Source organism: Pedobacter petrophilus, from assembly GCF_009674725.1.
Taxonomy (GTDB): Bacteria; Bacteroidota; Bacteroidia; order Sphingobacteriales; family Sphingobacteriaceae; genus Pedobacter; species Pedobacter petrophilus.
In genome coordinates, this window is the sequence record NZ_WKKH01000041.1 from 20549 (window position 1) to 36955 (window position 16407).

At 38.7% G+C, this 16407-nt stretch carries 11 protein-coding genes; all 11 read right to left on the bottom strand.

Annotation, left to right across the window (positions count from 1 at the left end; all coding sequences use genetic code 11):
• Nucleotides 1–497 precede the first annotated feature (497 nt).
• Nucleotides 498–1328, bottom strand: coding sequence for an MBL fold metallo-hydrolase (locus GJU39_RS18895; RefSeq protein WP_154282562.1), 831 nt, complete (start codon nt 1326–1328; stop codon nt 498–500).
• An 11-nt stretch (nt 1329–1339) separates the two neighbouring features.
• Entirely contained in the window at nt 1340–1591 is a 252-nt protein-coding gene (locus GJU39_RS18900; protein WP_154282563.1) for a hypothetical protein, read from the bottom strand.
• A gap of 506 nt (nt 1592–2097) precedes the next feature.
• Nucleotides 2098–2811, bottom strand: coding sequence for a hypothetical protein (locus GJU39_RS18905; RefSeq protein ID WP_154282564.1), 714 nt, complete (start codon nt 2809–2811; stop codon nt 2098–2100).
• Nucleotides 2812–3798: 987 nt separating this feature from the next.
• A complete protein-coding gene (locus GJU39_RS18910) occupies nt 3799–5880 on the bottom strand; it encodes a S41 family peptidase (RefSeq protein WP_154282565.1) in 2082 nt (693 codons plus the stop codon).
• 111 nt (nt 5881–5991) lie between these two features.
• A complete protein-coding gene (locus GJU39_RS18915) occupies nt 5992–6900 on the bottom strand; it encodes a S1C family serine protease (protein ID WP_167515724.1) in 909 nt (302 codons plus the stop codon).
• A gap of 101 nt (nt 6901–7001) precedes the next feature.
• The gene (locus GJU39_RS18920; RefSeq protein ID WP_154282567.1) at nt 7002–8126 is read right to left on the bottom strand and encodes a TlpA disulfide reductase family protein; all 1125 of its coding nucleotides are present in this window, start codon (nt 8124–8126) and stop codon (nt 7002–7004) included.
• Between the two features lie 6 nt (nt 8127–8132).
• Entirely contained in the window at nt 8133–8654 is a 522-nt protein-coding gene (locus GJU39_RS18925; protein WP_154282568.1) for a TlpA family protein disulfide reductase, read from the bottom strand.
• A 47-nt stretch (nt 8655–8701) separates the two neighbouring features.
• On the bottom strand, nt 8702–9727 hold the full coding sequence (locus GJU39_RS18930) for a DUF1735 domain-containing protein (RefSeq protein ID WP_167515725.1): 1026 nt from the start codon (nt 9725–9727) through the stop codon (nt 8702–8704).
• A gap of 19 nt (nt 9728–9746) precedes the next feature.
• Entirely contained in the window at nt 9747–11156 is a 1410-nt protein-coding gene (locus GJU39_RS18935) for a RagB/SusD family nutrient uptake outer membrane protein (protein WP_154282570.1), read from the bottom strand.
• A 3-nt stretch (nt 11157–11159) separates the two neighbouring features.
• Entirely contained in the window at nt 11160–15161 is a 4002-nt protein-coding gene (locus GJU39_RS18940; protein WP_167515726.1) for a carboxypeptidase-like regulatory domain-containing protein, read from the bottom strand.
• Between the two features lie 362 nt (nt 15162–15523).
• Nucleotides 15524–16407 (bottom strand): FecR family protein (locus GJU39_RS18945; RefSeq protein WP_154282572.1); only part of this gene is annotated, 884 nt, incomplete at its 5' end.

Here is a 16407-nt window from a genome sequence, read left to right on the forward strand (position 1 = left end):
TTCAAGAAATTCAGGAAAAGAAGGATTCTATAAAATATTTTAAGTTCGTAGACATGACTATTTTAAAATACTTTTCTCTGCCAGTATAGTTTTTAATAAAAGAATCCCTGGCAGAGCACTTTAAAACTTCTTTACCAGGGATAAAAAACATTGAATGGTTAGATGTTACGAAAATGTGTACTGAAAATGCTTATTTATGAGTTTTCCGGGTTCCTCAAGCTCCTTCATCCGGCATGGCATTTCGGCCAACCATTTCAAATCAGCCAAAAACTTAGTTGAAATTTATACCATCAGCCCCCGGGTTTTTAAAAGGTTCATTTGTAAAATCTGAACTTTTTTTTGTCTTATGTTTTTTTGTTCTCAGCCGATAAAGAATGTATAAATTATATCCCTGCACGGATACCGAAAGAAAATGTAGTAACTAACAGGGGTAGACAACTTATCCTAAACAGCTGAATACGGTTAATGGATTTCCTATCGACGTGTGTAATAAATCTTTATTTATTATACAGCGCTCGCTCATTATAATTGATACGCACTCCGTACTGACTCACGATTAGATTGAGGCCAAGCACTTCTCCTGGGTTTTCTTGTCCTTTTACTTTGCCGGATAAAACATCTTTGCTTAACAAAATCAGGTCATAAATCCGCTGTTTAGTTTCTAAATTTTTTCCAAAAAAGTGTCCTGGATAAAAGAACTTAATTGCATTCTTCTCCATAAACGCACTGGTCTTCTCACAAGTTGCTATAAGCTGTTTAAATGTACCCGTCAGGAGCAGATTACCTGATCCGAATGAATCACCGCTGAATCCGTAACCCGCACTTTTATCGATGTAAGTGGTAGCACCAGGTGTATGAGCTGGTGTAAAGAGTACCTCGACCTTTCTGCCGCCCAAATCTATGATCTCACCGTCTTTCAGGTATTTCACTGCACCCTTGAAATTTGCCAGGAAGCTGGGTATGTTAACTGTATCGGCTGGATTGATATAAATTTCCGGGAAGCAGGAAGCTGATCCTACATGATCAGGGTGGACGTGTGTTGCTACCAGCATTACCGGTTTTTTTGTTATAGCAGCAACAACCTTGTCTAAATTCGCAATCTTTGTACCACAGTCAATTAAGAGTGCCCGATCATTTCCTTCGAGCAGGTATAGACTTTCACCTGCCATTACATGGCCTGAACCGACCCAAGTATGCTCATCCAGTTGATGAAAAATAACGTCGTCACTTATAGAAACTTCTTTCCCCTTAATTTCCGGTACTTTTATTTGAGCAAAAATAGAAGTAGAAATTAACAGCGCAATTATCGATAATAAACTTGTTCTCATTTTTGTCTGTTTTAAATGTTCAGTGTGCGTAATATAGTTAGTCTTTCGGTAACGGCGGTTGTAATAACCTCGTGTTGAGCGATATAAGCACCCAGGTATTGAAAATAATTAAATTTAAAAAATTCAGGAATGGATGTTTCCGAATATTCATGCGCCGCCTTGCTTATTAAAACCAACTCTGAATTTTCAATCGCCTCAATGTTCAGGTTAGCATCTATAATTGATATCAACAAACCTTGAGTAGTTGTTGTTTTCCTCTTCACGTACCGGTACTAAAACTCATGATCTTCCCTTAAATTAAATGCCGGACAAAGTGAAGTATACAAGGTCTGCGCATCACCGCAAGCCGATTTGATCAAAGCAAACCATGGCTTGCTTTAAACTACAAATTTATTGGGGTGATAGATAACCTGATGCCTGTGCATTTACTGCCCGTTTTCGTTTTTTAATATTTGTGTAACCTGATATCTGCCCAACAGTGTCCTTTAATAATTATGAACTGCAACTCTTTGATTACCTGTAACCGGCAGTTAATTAATGTCGATTCCGATATTTTAATATTAATCATTGCCTGAGGCAGAACTTTTAACTTTTTCTACACCAACGCTTAATCCATAGCAGTTCCAGCTGTTCCAGCCCATTGGTGGGTAAGGGCCAACTGTTTTACCCACTTTTATGGTAATCGTAAAAAACAGGTGCCGATGATTTCTTCGACACCTGTTTCTAACAAGCTATAAATGTAAAGATGCTTTAAGTTTAGTGATAAGTATTAAAAATTGAGGCTTTGAATGTAGCTAGCCATATTCGGGTCCCAGGCAACAAGCTGCGCTTTGGTGGCAGGTGCCGAATTTTTTTGTCCTGGAAAATAAGCACACATGTCTTCGGCAAAATATTCGGCCACATTAGCCATCGAGTATGCATTGGCAGGGTATTTTTTGCTTGAAACCGCTGCATTATATAATGTAACCAACCGGGAATTTCCTATACCGCCTGAAACAAATTTGTCATTAAGATAATGGCTTAATTCATGAAAAAGAACCGTCCCCCCGTCTTTATCAATATTAATAAATACGTTCAGGTTGTTGATATTTACAACCCCGCCGGAATACAAAATATTATCTGTTCCATCACTATAAAACCTGATGGCGGTTATAGTCCGCATATTGGTTAATCCGGTTTTTAATCCGGACTTTACTATAATATCCAGCTGATGATGGGCGGCATTTTTTATAGCTGTGGTGTTGGCGGTGGCATCATATTCTAATTTAAAACCCTGGTAGGTTTCTCTGTAAGCAGCCACAATAGTTGATTGTGTTTTAAGTTGTGAAACCGCTTTAAAGGTATCTTTAGCAGCAGCAGTGGTTGTTAAGGTGCTTGTTTTTTGATCTGGTTCAACAGCATCCTTTGAACAGGAAGATAAAGATGCAATAACGATCCACAAACAGGAAACAATAAGGGCGAGTCTTTTATTTTTTATTTTCATGCTAATTTAATTTAAGAGTAAATAATAATACATAGCATTTTACATTTATAAAGCTTGTTAAAATGTTGGCTATTCTAGCTCAGTTGCAGGCAATTTATTATCAGGACGCTAAACGCGCATTATGATAAAAACAACGATAAAAGAATGTAAAAAATTAATTGAATGGCGATAGTGTGCCTTTTTTAACAAGCTATTTTTTACCCGCCAGTTGATAACCATATTAATTTTAGTCTTTGAACTTAACATAAGCGTGGATTAAGCAATTGTTATTAGAAATATTTGATTGTTTGGATATCTCAAATATAAACTCAACCTAATGTTTAAAAACCATATAAATTATCTGCTTATAGTTGTATTTTAACAGAATTGATAGGCTATTTGGATTGGTAAGATGGGATCGTTTTATTTCCATGAGATATTGAATGTCTTAGAAGTCTTATTATTTAATTTCCAACTACTTACTGTTTAAATTATAATAATTCTTTTGCACTGTTTTATTAAGGATTTATTCTAAATAAGATCATTATTTCCGCAAACATTAAGGCCTATGTGAGCATTTCCCAGCCCGACTTTACCCCGGGCTTTTTTCGAACCGATTCATTGAAAATTCCAAACGGATTCTTTCCTGCTTTCAAACACTTTTAACATAACATACACAGAAATGATGGGCGTCTATTGCAGAAGCATAGCGAACTCCTATTTAATTGCTATGTATACTGCAAAACATCATAAGCCCGCCTTTTTTAATTGCATTTACTTACAGGATACTGAGCATTTTTTCGCCACTATTTTTAATTATTTAACGGCTGTTTTATAGCAAACATATAATGAGTTTTTTTAAGAGCACCACTCTTCAGGGTGGTGCTCTGTTAACTAAATCTTTTTTTAACTAAAAAAACGAATGAATCTTTTTATAGTGAATTACATAGCTAAAAAGGGGGGTGGATAATTCTTTTCGTTATGCATGAATGTATTTCCGATTGATCTTTATTTACCATTTACAACAGATTTGCTACCCGCCATTTGTTTTCGATCTGTAATAATTTCTATCGCTGCCCGTATCCATGAATTAGATACCGTTGTATTGAGCCAGGATTTGTACCATTCGGTAGCCTGGTAATCTCCTATTCCAATTGTTTTCAATTCAGATGGTTCTATTTTTTCCAATTTCTTATAATTAGCCATGGCAATTTGTCGTGATTTATTTTGATTGTAGGCGTATCCAAAACCAATTTTTTTGACTGGTTTTGAACTTAAAAAATGAACAAGCGAATCCATTTCATGGATTGATCTTGACCGCCCTTTCAAATACTGATTAAAGGCGTACATGGAATCAATTACGGGATGTTCGAAATCCCGATAATTTACGCTACCGATAGCATCTGCTGTCAGTACAGAAAAAGCATCTTTTTCTTTCGGAAAAGCATAAGATGTCAAATCAGGTAAATAAACATCCGGATGAACACCGGTCTTTTGTGTAGTAGCTCCATTGATTCGATAAAACTTTTCCATTGTGAGTTTCATCGCGCCATATTTTGGTTCACCGAAACCGTCCTGCGGACCTAATGGTATTTGGTGTTGAACGGTACCCTTGCCATATGTATTTGCACCGATAATAATGGCTCTTTTGTAGTCCTGCATTGTCGCTGCGAAAATTTCAGATGCAGATGCACTGTAACCATTTACTAAAACAACCATAGGACCGTCGTATAGCGTAACACCATCTTCATCTGATAAAATACTAAGTGCCCCTTTATGGTCCTTAATCTGTACGATTGGCCCATGATTAATAAAATATCCGCTTATTTTAACAACATCCTCTAAAGATCCACCGCCATTGTATCTAAGATCAACAACCAACGCATCAATATTTTCTTTTTTCAATAAATTCAGTTCACGGGCAATATCGTTAGCACTTTTTGCACCGTCCCAGTGAGCGTAGTCATTGTAAAATTCCGGCAATTGAATTATACCTGTTTTTTTACCTGTAGTGCTTAAAATGATGCCGCTTCGGGCACCGGATTCCTGTACACTTACTTTTTCACGTACTAATGGTATCTCACTGATCTTGCCCGTTTTTGAATCTTTAATTTTCAGCCTTACCGTGGTTCCTTGCTTTCCGCGAATCCGTTCCACCACTTCCGGGATTTCCCAACCATCTATGTCTTCCCAGCTGCCAGTGCTGTTTTGTGATATAGAAAGTAAAATATCGCCTGTATTGATCATTTTACTGTTCCATGCCGGCATGCCGTTGATCAAAGTAACAACCTTAATATCACCCTGATCGGTTGCCCCCAGGGTCAGGCCAATCCCAAAAAACATATTACTCATTTGCTGATCATACTTGGCCTTGCTAACGGGAGGCTGATACTCTGAGTGTGGATCTAATATATAGGCAATCACATTGATGTAATCAGCAAAACTTTTATAATCATCTTCTGATTTTAGTTCATTGCTAAACCAATGTTTGTATTTATTAAATACGGATAACTGCGCCCGCCTATCGCGTTCCTTCACATCTTTAAACCCTGTGGCCAGGTCGGCCTGTTTGATAAAAAGCTGGTAAGAAATTAATTTATCCCAGCGATTCATCCTGCTTTTATTATCAAGGCACCAATGAAGGTTGTCTTTGGAAAGCAAAACCTCATTGGTGTAACCTGGTCGCCAGCCATCATTTTTAAGTAAAGGCATATTTTCTAATTCCTGTATGCGCTGGAGATAAATTTTTCTGGCTAATGTAAAAAAGGCCAAAGCGGGACGTTGCCCTTTTAATTCATCATCCAGCAGGTACCTGAAAGAATCTAAACGGCTGATATCAGTCTTCAGAAAAATAGCTTTGTTGGGATCTAATTTATTGAGATAATTTGTATAAATTCTGGCCGATAAAGAGTCGTCAAATTTAGGTGGCGCGTAGTGATAATTGGAGATAAGATCCGCTAATCCCCGATAAAGAAATTGTTGTTGGCTAAAAGCCGAATCCGTTGCTGCATATTTCTTAACCTGCGCAACTGATATACCTTTTGCCAAAATAAAAATGATGAAGGTAAAAACTATTTTAGGACTTAACATATATTTATAAAGCTTAATAGTAAAGCCAATCCATAGCCATAATGCTCTTGATTGGTGTTTTATGTTTTTTGGATTGATTGCTAAAGTTTGAAGAAGGGTTTAACAAAATATTTACTCCACATTAACTGACTGCAATATCTTTAGCAACGACCGGTTCGGGATAGCATTTTTTATAACCATTTGTGTAAGCTGATAACCACTTTTGTTCTGCTCTATGGTATGCGTACTGGAAACCATCCCTATTACGTTCCCATTTTTATTGATTATAGGACTGCCGCTTGCCCCAATAGCAAAATCTGCAGTTATTGCCATGAGATCCCGCACGCTTCCACCACTGCCATCTGGCCAACTTACCCCGTCAGCATATAAATTTGATACGATCCCTCTGGTAAACGAGTAATACATATCCTGTGGATTTCCCAACATGAAAAGGTCTTCTCCTATCTTAGGAGTTTCTTTTTCAATACTCAAGTAGGGAAGTTGCTCTCCGGGTTTCACGTCTAACTGCAGAATAGCAATATCATCTTCTTTTGATGCCGCTATAATTTTTTTTAACTGGTAAATTTTGCCGTTACCTAAACGCACCATAAAGGCGCCGGAACCATCAAGCCCTTTATCGTGTGCAAATGCGAATATTACATGGTAATTTGTTAGGCAAATCCCACCTGCTGTGATGACAAATGCTGATGCAGCATTAACTTCTAAAGGCCCTGTAAAACGTTTCCGATAGCACATGGCAACCCATCCGACTGCATTTTTGCTTTGTAAATAAATGGTTTCTGCATCTATTTTAGTCTTACCCGTTACGGGCAATTTAATTATATTGACAAACGCGGACTTATTAGCATCATTTAAATATCCGATAACGGTTTGTGGCGAAATTTTGATGAGCTGGTTTCTCAGTAGAGAATCTGCTACAACTATTGTCCTGGCCTTTATCTCTTTGTCTCCATTAACAAACTGAGCTTGGCTTTTGGCGCAGTAGAATACTTGTAAAGCCAAAGCAGGGATTAATAGCATGCTTTTTTTTATTCTTTTAAGACTCATTTGTTAAATATTGATGTTTGCCTAAGCATTTAACGACACTGAATGTGGTGTGGTTATGGGAATAGCCCATGCGGTTAATTAATTATTTCTGCGAGCTTCTTCTCCAACATATCTCCCCTGAGGTTGGTTGCAATAATTTTTCCAGAAGGGTCAATTAAAAAATTGGCGGGAATTCCGTCTACACTGTAGAGCTTAGCTACCAATCCGGTTTGCCCGGATGCGCCCGATACATTATCCCATACGTACTTATCGTCTGCCACAGCTTTTTTCCATGCGGCGACGTCATCGTCTAAGGAAAAACTAAGAATTGTAAAGTTCTTATTCTTGTATGAATCATAGCTTTTTACCAGGTTTGGGCTTTCTTTGCGGCAAGGGCCACACCAACTTGCCCAAAAATCGAGCAACACATACTTGCCTTTAAATTCTGATAAATGAACCTCTTTACCGATCATCGTTTGTGCCGCAAAGTCGGGTGCAACTTTACCAATACCAACTTTTGTTACATCTTCCATCGACATGGCATATACTTCTGCCGGAGGCAATTTCCTGATAGAATCTGAAAGGGTGTTGAATAAGGTTTTTGCCAATTCGAAATTATCTGAAGGCTTAAAGTTAGCTCTTAGCACATTCAAAGCAACAGATGAGTTAGGGTGGCTTTGTATAAACGCTGCCAAGTTGCTTTGTAACATTACATCAAGCTGCGCATAATCATTTTTAACAGAATCCTGCGCCTGAGGATCGGTAACATTACGCATTTTTGTGCTCAGGTCTGCCTGCAAATCCCTGATATTTCCTAAAGCATTAATATAATCTTGCTGATCACGGTTTAATTGCGTACCACCTACTTTAGCATGTTTTAAGGAATCTGGAGACTCGATGGTGATGGTTCCATTTTGTAGATACACAGCTACCTGGTCCATTGATGGGTGGGAGTAAATGTTCTGTCCGGCTTGCGCCAAAAGCACAAATGCTTTCATGGGTAAAGGAGCAGAACCCTTCATCGTAAATTGTCCATTAGTTACCACTGCCGAATCTTTGTGAAAACCTTGATATTGGTAATACATATAAGCTTTAGCGGGTTCTTTTATCCCTTTTAATTTGCCTGTAATTGTGTATTGTACATCAGGTGTTTTTTGTTGTGCTACAGCGGAAAAATACAATCCCGTTAATATCAATAGCACGATTAATTTAGTTTTCATCTTTATTTATTTAGTTATTAGCAATTTATTCAGTTTACCGAGTGTCTCCGGGTTTGAGGGTCTGGTAGTATTCATCTCTTTTACCGTGCCGTCAGGGTTGAGTAAAATAAACCTTGGGATCTGGTCTATTTTATAATCCTTCTCCATCGTGGTGTCTGTTACACACCATTGCGTGCCTTTCATCGAATACCCTTTAAGCGCCCCCATCCAACGCCAGGATGGTCCGGTCATTCCCTTAGATTGATGATCGATAGAAATGCTGATAACTTTAACCTTAGAAGTATCGAGCTTCGCAATCATAGCCTCCAGTAACGGATATTCTTTTCTGCAGGGGTAGCACCATGATGCCCAGATGTCCAGATAGATATATTTACCTTTATACTCCTTTAGAGAGTGTTCTTTGTTAGCAGTATCTATCAATATATATTTGTAAATATCCGGGACTAAGCGCTTAAGATCTGACTGCGCTTTTAAGTGAAGTGCCGGAAGTAAGCCGACGAAAACACATAGCATTGTTTTAATTTTCATTGATTATATTTAAGTATGATGATTAAATTAATTACACAATAATTTTATTAGTACAGAAAAAATCTCACGTAACATACCGACGAATCGCCGGGCACAGGGGGAACACCATATTTCGAGGCCCTATAATGTTTAAGTTTTATCCCTAAGAGATAATATTGATTTCTTTCAAGTTGGGCTTTATTACTCAATCTTACCACTAAGCTGTCTTGACCAGCTATCTGCCCTTTAGGAATAATTGACAAGCTTTTTGATAGTGTAGCATAACCTCCTGGTAACGGGCTTGCAAAAAAATATTGAGCGTTTTTAACGGAATCCAGCTGGGTTTCGGAAAGGAGTGTGCCTTCTACGATTACGTCATGGTCTGGCAAGGCCGTATTTAGGCCTACATTAAATTTTAAAGAATCGGGATAATAGTCAAAATATACCAGACTCAGCGAACCTCCCGGTATTCTGCCTCCAAAAACACCATTACCGGTTGATGCACCGTCTACAAACGCAGTAAGGTTGCCCGATGAAAGCAGCATTTTGAAATACAGCACTTCGTTCAGAATTTTGCCTTTATTTTTGGAAGCGAGCCTTACGGGTATAAGATAAACAGCCTGTCCTTTAAGACCCGTTCCATTTTTCAAAGTAACAAACAACGAATCTTTTGATTGGGTTTCACCAGCTGCCAGGGGAAAACGACCGTTGTTAGACAGGCCGAACGCACCCTCGGGAAATACAGGATTTTGTTCCCCGTGTTGCGTATTGTATTCGGCTATCAGTGATGGATCAACTGTAGCAACTATGGTGTCGGCCACTTTTGACTTTTCAGTTAGCAAAACAGGAATGCCAATAAAATTTGTTGTTTTGGTATAACTTTCTCCATTTAAATAGATTAAATTACCTTTTTGGAGGTAAGAAATTGGATTGAAATTACCCTTGACAGATATCAATTGCTGATCATACCTGTCTTCCTTTGAGCATGCACTTAAAAGGGAGGATATCGCAACTGTAAGCATTAGGGTCAATAATCGGTTATTGCTTATTTTGCAGTTGGTGATGAAATCAGATGGTTGTTTATAAATTGGCATAATAAATATCTTTACAGGTTTACCTTGGGTTTTGAAGAATATTAGGATTGGCAGCCAAAACATAAGCTGAAAGGGGGAGCAGGTAAAGTACAGATCCCGGCAGCAGTTCTGCGTAATTTGTCCCGGAATAGCTCGTTCGCAAAATGCTTTGCCGAAATGGCGTGCCCTTATTAAAGCGTTTTAAATCGAATAAACGCAGGCCGCCATGAAAACACAATTCGCGTCGCCTTTCACCGATTACATAACTTAAAATATTATCGGCTGTATATGTCCTGCCGGATGGAGAATAGTTAATTATGCGGCTGCTTCTTAATTTATCCAGTAGGTCTCCGGCGGCCGAGAAGTCGCCTTTACGCGCCAGGCATTCCGCTTTGATCAGCATAATTTCGGGAACGGCAACACTATTGTCAAAAACCATAGTTTGTGCGTTGAGTTGGTTTTGTTTGTACACTCCTGGAGAGAAACGACTGGTTGAAAATCGGTTAGAAAAGCGTTTGTCGGCGGTGGAAAACCCGCCTAAACTATCTAATAATGACCCACCTATAACGAAAGTGTTACTGTAAGTTTTAAAAAAGCCCTCGTCAGAACTGATTCTTCCCAGCAAAACTTCCGGATTGGTATTCAAGTCCTGTAACTGATTAGGCATGTAAGGGTTTTGAGTTAGATCTAACAAACGGCTCTCCTGCGTTAAAGCGGAATCAGCGAACAGTGAAGCTGATTCATAATCGCCTTTATAGAGGTAGGTCCTGGCCAGTAACCCGTAAACCGCAGCCTTACCAGGATGGATAATATCTATACCTTTTGATGGCATATCAGTGTTAGCTGCCGCCTTTTTCAGGTCTGAAATAATGGAACCGTAAACCTGTTCTACTGATGCCCGCGCTGGTAACGCATATGCATCCGGCGTAAGCACAAGCGGCACACCCGGATCTGTTTTTGAAGTAGATACATCATATGCCGCACCGTATGTGTTGACAAGTTGCAGGTAATACCATGCCCTGTTTGTCAAGGCCTGGGAAACGATCAGGTTTTTGGTTTGGGGCGTATTCAGTGCATCTTTTTTTGCCGCGTCTATACGGCTTAGGATAACGTTCATTTGTAATATTTTAGCGTAGCTATAATTGTACATGAAATCAATTTGTGCAGGGTTCCAGATCAATGCGTCCCAAGTGTAAATTCGGCGGTAAAAATTATCGCCTGTATTAAATTGATTATCGGTCAGTGCAACATCGTCAGTCATTAAATCAAGCGGGAAAAATTGGGTACGGCTTAAGGAATCGCTGTTTAAAATTTCTTGAAAATCCTTAATAGTTACGGGATTGACGCTTTGTGTGGATGGCGTAACGGACAGAAACTTTTTACATCCTCCAAAAGAAAAGACTACTGACAATAACAGTAAAGTGGTTATGTTCTTACTAATTGTTTGCATGGCTTAATAGCTAACGTTTATGTTGAATGAATACTGGGTAGGTATGGGTAAACCTATTCTTCCGCCAACATCAACTGTTGCGGGATCGATGTGATAGGGGTTTCTGCTCCATGATGCAAGGTTTTGCCCCGTGAGCGTGATTGTGCAACCACTAACTCCTATTTTCTTTAAAAATCCGGGAGTTAAGTTACATCCTATCATTACTTCCTGCAGCCGTATGTTATCTGCAGTTGTAATGCTGTTTGTGCCGTTTTGCGTAACAAACGCCCTGTAACTTAAATTGCTGGGGTTATCTTTGTCTATCCTGGGAACGTTGGTAAACTCCTCATCTCCGGGCTTTCGCCACCTGTTTGCTATCAGTACACTATTTTCCTTGAGGTTGTTAGACGCATAAGGTATGTAAGTACGCATTACGTGGCCCAGGTTAAAAACAAGCGATACCCGGGCAAAAAGAAATTTATACCGAACATCATGTATGAGACCTCCAGTCCACGGAGCCCTTGTTTTACCACTGTAAATTAGCCCCGTGGTAATCGTTGAACTATCTATTTTTGTAACTATTTTTCCTTGATCACTGTAAATTTGAGGATCTCCGTTATGATCCAATCCGGCAGACTTTACGCTGAAAATGCTGGAAACATCATAGCCGTTGCGGTACATGGTAGTATAGTCTGATGAGCCATAAAAAACAGGATCCGGAACGTTAGTAACTATATTTAAATTATAAGCCCCATTCAACGTAACACCATATTCCCAATTTTCGGTTTTTAAGGCCCTCACTCTGAAGTAAGTTTCCAATCCTTTGTTAGTAATTGTGCTGTAGGTTATTTTAGCGTTAGTACCGGTAGTGGGGTCTGTTAAAGTTGTGGTAAAATTATTTAAGCCGGAAGTTTTGCGATTGTAATATCTCAAATCCAAACTATATAGATCATCCTTAATAGCAATTCTGGTGTATACTTCTAAGTTGACGTTATTGGGGGGAAGTAAGGTGTAATTGTTATTGACAGCTTGGCTAAAAGAGCCGTTGTTACCCACATTAGTGCCCATAATTATACCTAAACCCTGGTAAGCACTTATATTTTCGAGCTTGGCCCCGACATCAAATGCCGTTATCAAATCTGAGGTGAAGTACTTCTCATGTCCGATATCATAATTTAAGCCACCGTTTACTGTCGCTATGCCCTCTGGTGATTTTGCATAAGCCGCCTGAAATTTAAGCAGGCCATGGCGCAAAATTCCACTCAAACCGGCACTCACATAATTTACCACATTGGTTTGATTACCCGTTGTACTCAAAGAGGCAGGGTCTGTACTTAAATTATTGAGATTGCCCCGGTTGGTAAGCGTGTTATACGCTACATTAAGTGTAAGAAGGCTATCGATTACGTTAAAGGTAAGTTTCTGGTACCAATTCGTGGAGGACTGGCCTTTTTGCTGTGTTGGTTGTAGCCCGTTTACCCATATTGCGTAATTGTTCCAAACAGATTGTTGATATCGTATATTACTGTAACTTTCTGGTAAATCGGGCAATTTAAAATGATCTATCCCGGTAGAGAGATATACATGATTGAAAAATTTGCTCAGGTGCCTGATCACCAAACCGTTGACGCTAACGTTTGAACTTGACAAAGTTGAGTAGGATGCAGCCTGCCCATACACAGGTGATAACACGCTATTATAAGTCGCTGATACGGTCAGCCGATCTGCAAACTTATATGCAATAACCGCATTTGCGTTCAAATTCCTATTTACGGATGTGTCCCCATTGATAGGCCTGGTTAAGGTAGCCGGGTAGGCCCCTGGTGCAAGGCTGTTTGAGAGCAGGTAATTGTAATTGGTAATCGGTGCATTGGGGTCTGGCGTAGGTAGGAATACAGGTGAACTGTAATTAGTTTCGGCATTGTATCCATAAAGTACCGAATTATTGGGCCTTGTGCTGCTTGTACTTGATGCACCACCGCCTACAGAAAGTGCAATTTGATGTTTTCCGATAGATTTAGAATAAGTAATGCCGGAGCGTAAATTCCATAACTCGTTATTCCTTCTGCTTGACTGCAAAATATCCCCCCATGGAACATAATAATTAACACCATTTGGTGTATATTCTCCATAAGTATCTACCAGTTGCCTTACATAGCTGGATTGTTTTCCATAAACATTATTTGTATTTAAATTTGATCCATCATAATAAATTGAAGTACCAAAAGTTAGACCGGGAAGAATGCTCCAGTTTAAGTTGAAACTGGTTCTTTTCTGAATAAAGCGTGAAAGGTTTTTATTACTCCTTGCATCTTCCAGCACATTGACACCATAATTGCGATAACCATTAGCCATTATAAGCGCATTTGCATATGGCGAAAAGTTTCCACTATAATCATATTCATAATTACCCTGGGGATCGTGAAGTAATTGATAAGGTTCTGTAAAGGAATTAGGCTGAAAACTGTAACCTGTTCTTCTCAGCGCATTACTGTAGTTAATCAGCCAGTTAATCTTTAAATTGTTATGAAATAGATTAAAAGTGTTATTTAAATTGAGTGTCAGCGTTTTACTATAGCTGCCTAAATCATGGGGCTGATCGTACAGGTAATTTGTCAGAAAATTAAATTTATAGATACGGTTACCTCCGTTTAAGTTAAGGGAATGATTTTGGCTGAACCTGTCTTGCTGCAGAAGGCTTAGTTGCCCTTCATTACTTAGCCCGCTTAGTGAGTCTAAACTCTTGCTATAGGATTCTGGAGTGATCATGCCCAACCTGTTCTGCGCAAACAGCCGCTGTGCCGGTGTAAAATAATAAGATTGATTTGAGTATGATGGTTTAAAGGTAGTATCTATGTCTTTAACATAGTCCAGATAATCTGCAGTGCTGGCAAGCTGCATTTTTTCCCTGTTAAATCTGGGTGCCTTTTCATAATAAAAATTAGCGCTGTAATTAATTTGTAAATGGCCCTTTTGGGCTACTTTGGTCTTAATTAAAATCAGCCCGTTATTTGCCCTTGTGCCCCACTTCACTAACTCTCTTGGATCTTTAACTACTTCTATAGATTCCACATTAGACATTGGAAAATTAGCAGGAAAGCCATCCTGTGGGAAACCATCTATTACTACAAGCATTCCAGCCGTTGAACCTGCAAAACTATTTGCCCCCCTTACCTGAGGAATCAGTACCGTTGTGCTTTTGGTTACCGTGTTAAGTATGTAAATATTACTTATATTTTTAGGAACGTTTCGACCGCTTAAGAGTAAATCTATAATTTGCTGGCCTTCAACGTTTCCCTTGTAGGTTAAGAACTCATCGACACTCATACGAAGAAAATTCATGTAATTTTGCCCATTTAGAAATTTTACATAAACATCTAAACTGGTAACCACTTTACTGGTTGATGTTGCTGTTTGCAGCGTTAAGCCAGGTACCGTACCTTGGAGAATTTGAGCAAGATTCATGTATCCACGATTACTTAAATCAACAAACCTATTGGGAATAGTAATAGGGCTATTGGTGGCGTTAATACTCACTTCTGATAATTCTAAAACCCGATCTTTACCCCTTTTCATGGTGATGCGTAAAGCCGTAGAGTCAGTGTAATCCACCGTTTGCTTTGAAAATCCATCCCCTGAAAATATAAGTGTGCCATATTCACCTAAGCGGGATAGCTTAAACGTCCCATTATTATTAGTCGTGGTTCTTTGTTCTGTCTGTTGATCCTGAACAGCAATATTTTTTAAGGTGAGGTTATTTTCGTCCACTACCTGACCATATATAAATCGAGCGGCAACTGTTGTAAGGCCCTGGGAGGCCCCGGCAGAACCGCTATACTTCTTAATAGCGATTGTTTTGTCAAAAAATCTGTACTGAAATCCTTTTTTTGTCAGTACGGTATTTAAAACTTCCTTTAGAGGGATGTTTTTAAAATTAACACTTAACCTTACAGCATCCACCTCTGACTTATCACTAAAAAACACATAAGAGGTTTGCCGTTCGATTGCCTTGAGGATAACCTGCAACGAAACATCTTCTTTCTTTATAGTTATATTCTGTGCGCAACATCGTTGAGAAGCAAACAAACAAACGGTTAGGAACAAAAGATTAAGACTGATTTTTATGTTGTTAAGGCCCAAAAACTTTAAAAGCATCAAAAACATACTCCATATATTCGTTCGCTGCCATAAAAAAGTTAAAGTAAAAAAAGTTCTCCGGTTAGGGAAGTGAATTGAATTTAAAATCATTAGTTTTGTTGCGTTTAGGGGTCAATAGTTTACTGTGAATTAAATGAAATCGTCTATTCAATTAACCGGGTTGTGCGGGAACACAGCCCGGTATTTTAAAGAAATAACTCACCGTTATCCGATCTGATATTCCATGTGTTTTATAAAATAAAAAGTTTGCGTTTTCCTAAATCATCCTTGTATACCTTAACATGAACACCGCTGTAGTTAAGTAATTCGATCAACTGCCCTAAATTTACATTTGATGGGATTTTGCCGTAATACTCTTTAAGATGTCCTGCATTAACGGTATCTAATTCCAAGCTATACCACCTGGCTATTTCAGATAGCATATCGAGGGTATTATCGCCGTTAAAAACAAAAAAACCATCTTTCCACGCTAATGCTTTTGATGCTTCAATTTTTGATATTTGTACACCGTTATTTTTCAGGATAGCCTGTTGATTTGGCTTAATGATAACGGAATGGAAAAATTTATCTGCGGGGCTGATACTTACGGATCCTTCTAGAAGGATAGTTTGCACCGATGTCTTGTTATAAGATTTAATGTTAAACTTTGTACCTAAAACTTTAACAACCTGTTCATTCGTTTTTACAAAGAATTTAGTGTGTTTTGATGTTTTTGTCACCTCAAAGTATCCTTCACCCTTTAAATTTACTACCCTATCCGTTTTTGAAAATATTTCGGGAAAGGTTAGCTGAGAATTGGCGTTCAAGTACACTTTAGTGCCATCTGTTAATACTAAAGTGTACTTAGTTGCCTGAAAAGTTTGTATAGTTCCATTGATAACTGGTTTAAGCCCTTTCCCAATAGTTTTAAGTTCAACAATCCCCGCCGCTTTTTTATTTATCAACAAGTTCTCACTAATAACAACATTTTTATTGGGCGTAAGCGTGTCAGGATTAATCTCTGTACCGTTAGAAAAGGTGAGAACCGCTCTTTGAGGTGCATATACCAATAAATTTGACCCCCTTTCGCCAATTTTAAATTGACCCCCAGAGTTGTTGCTTGAAAAAAGCAGAA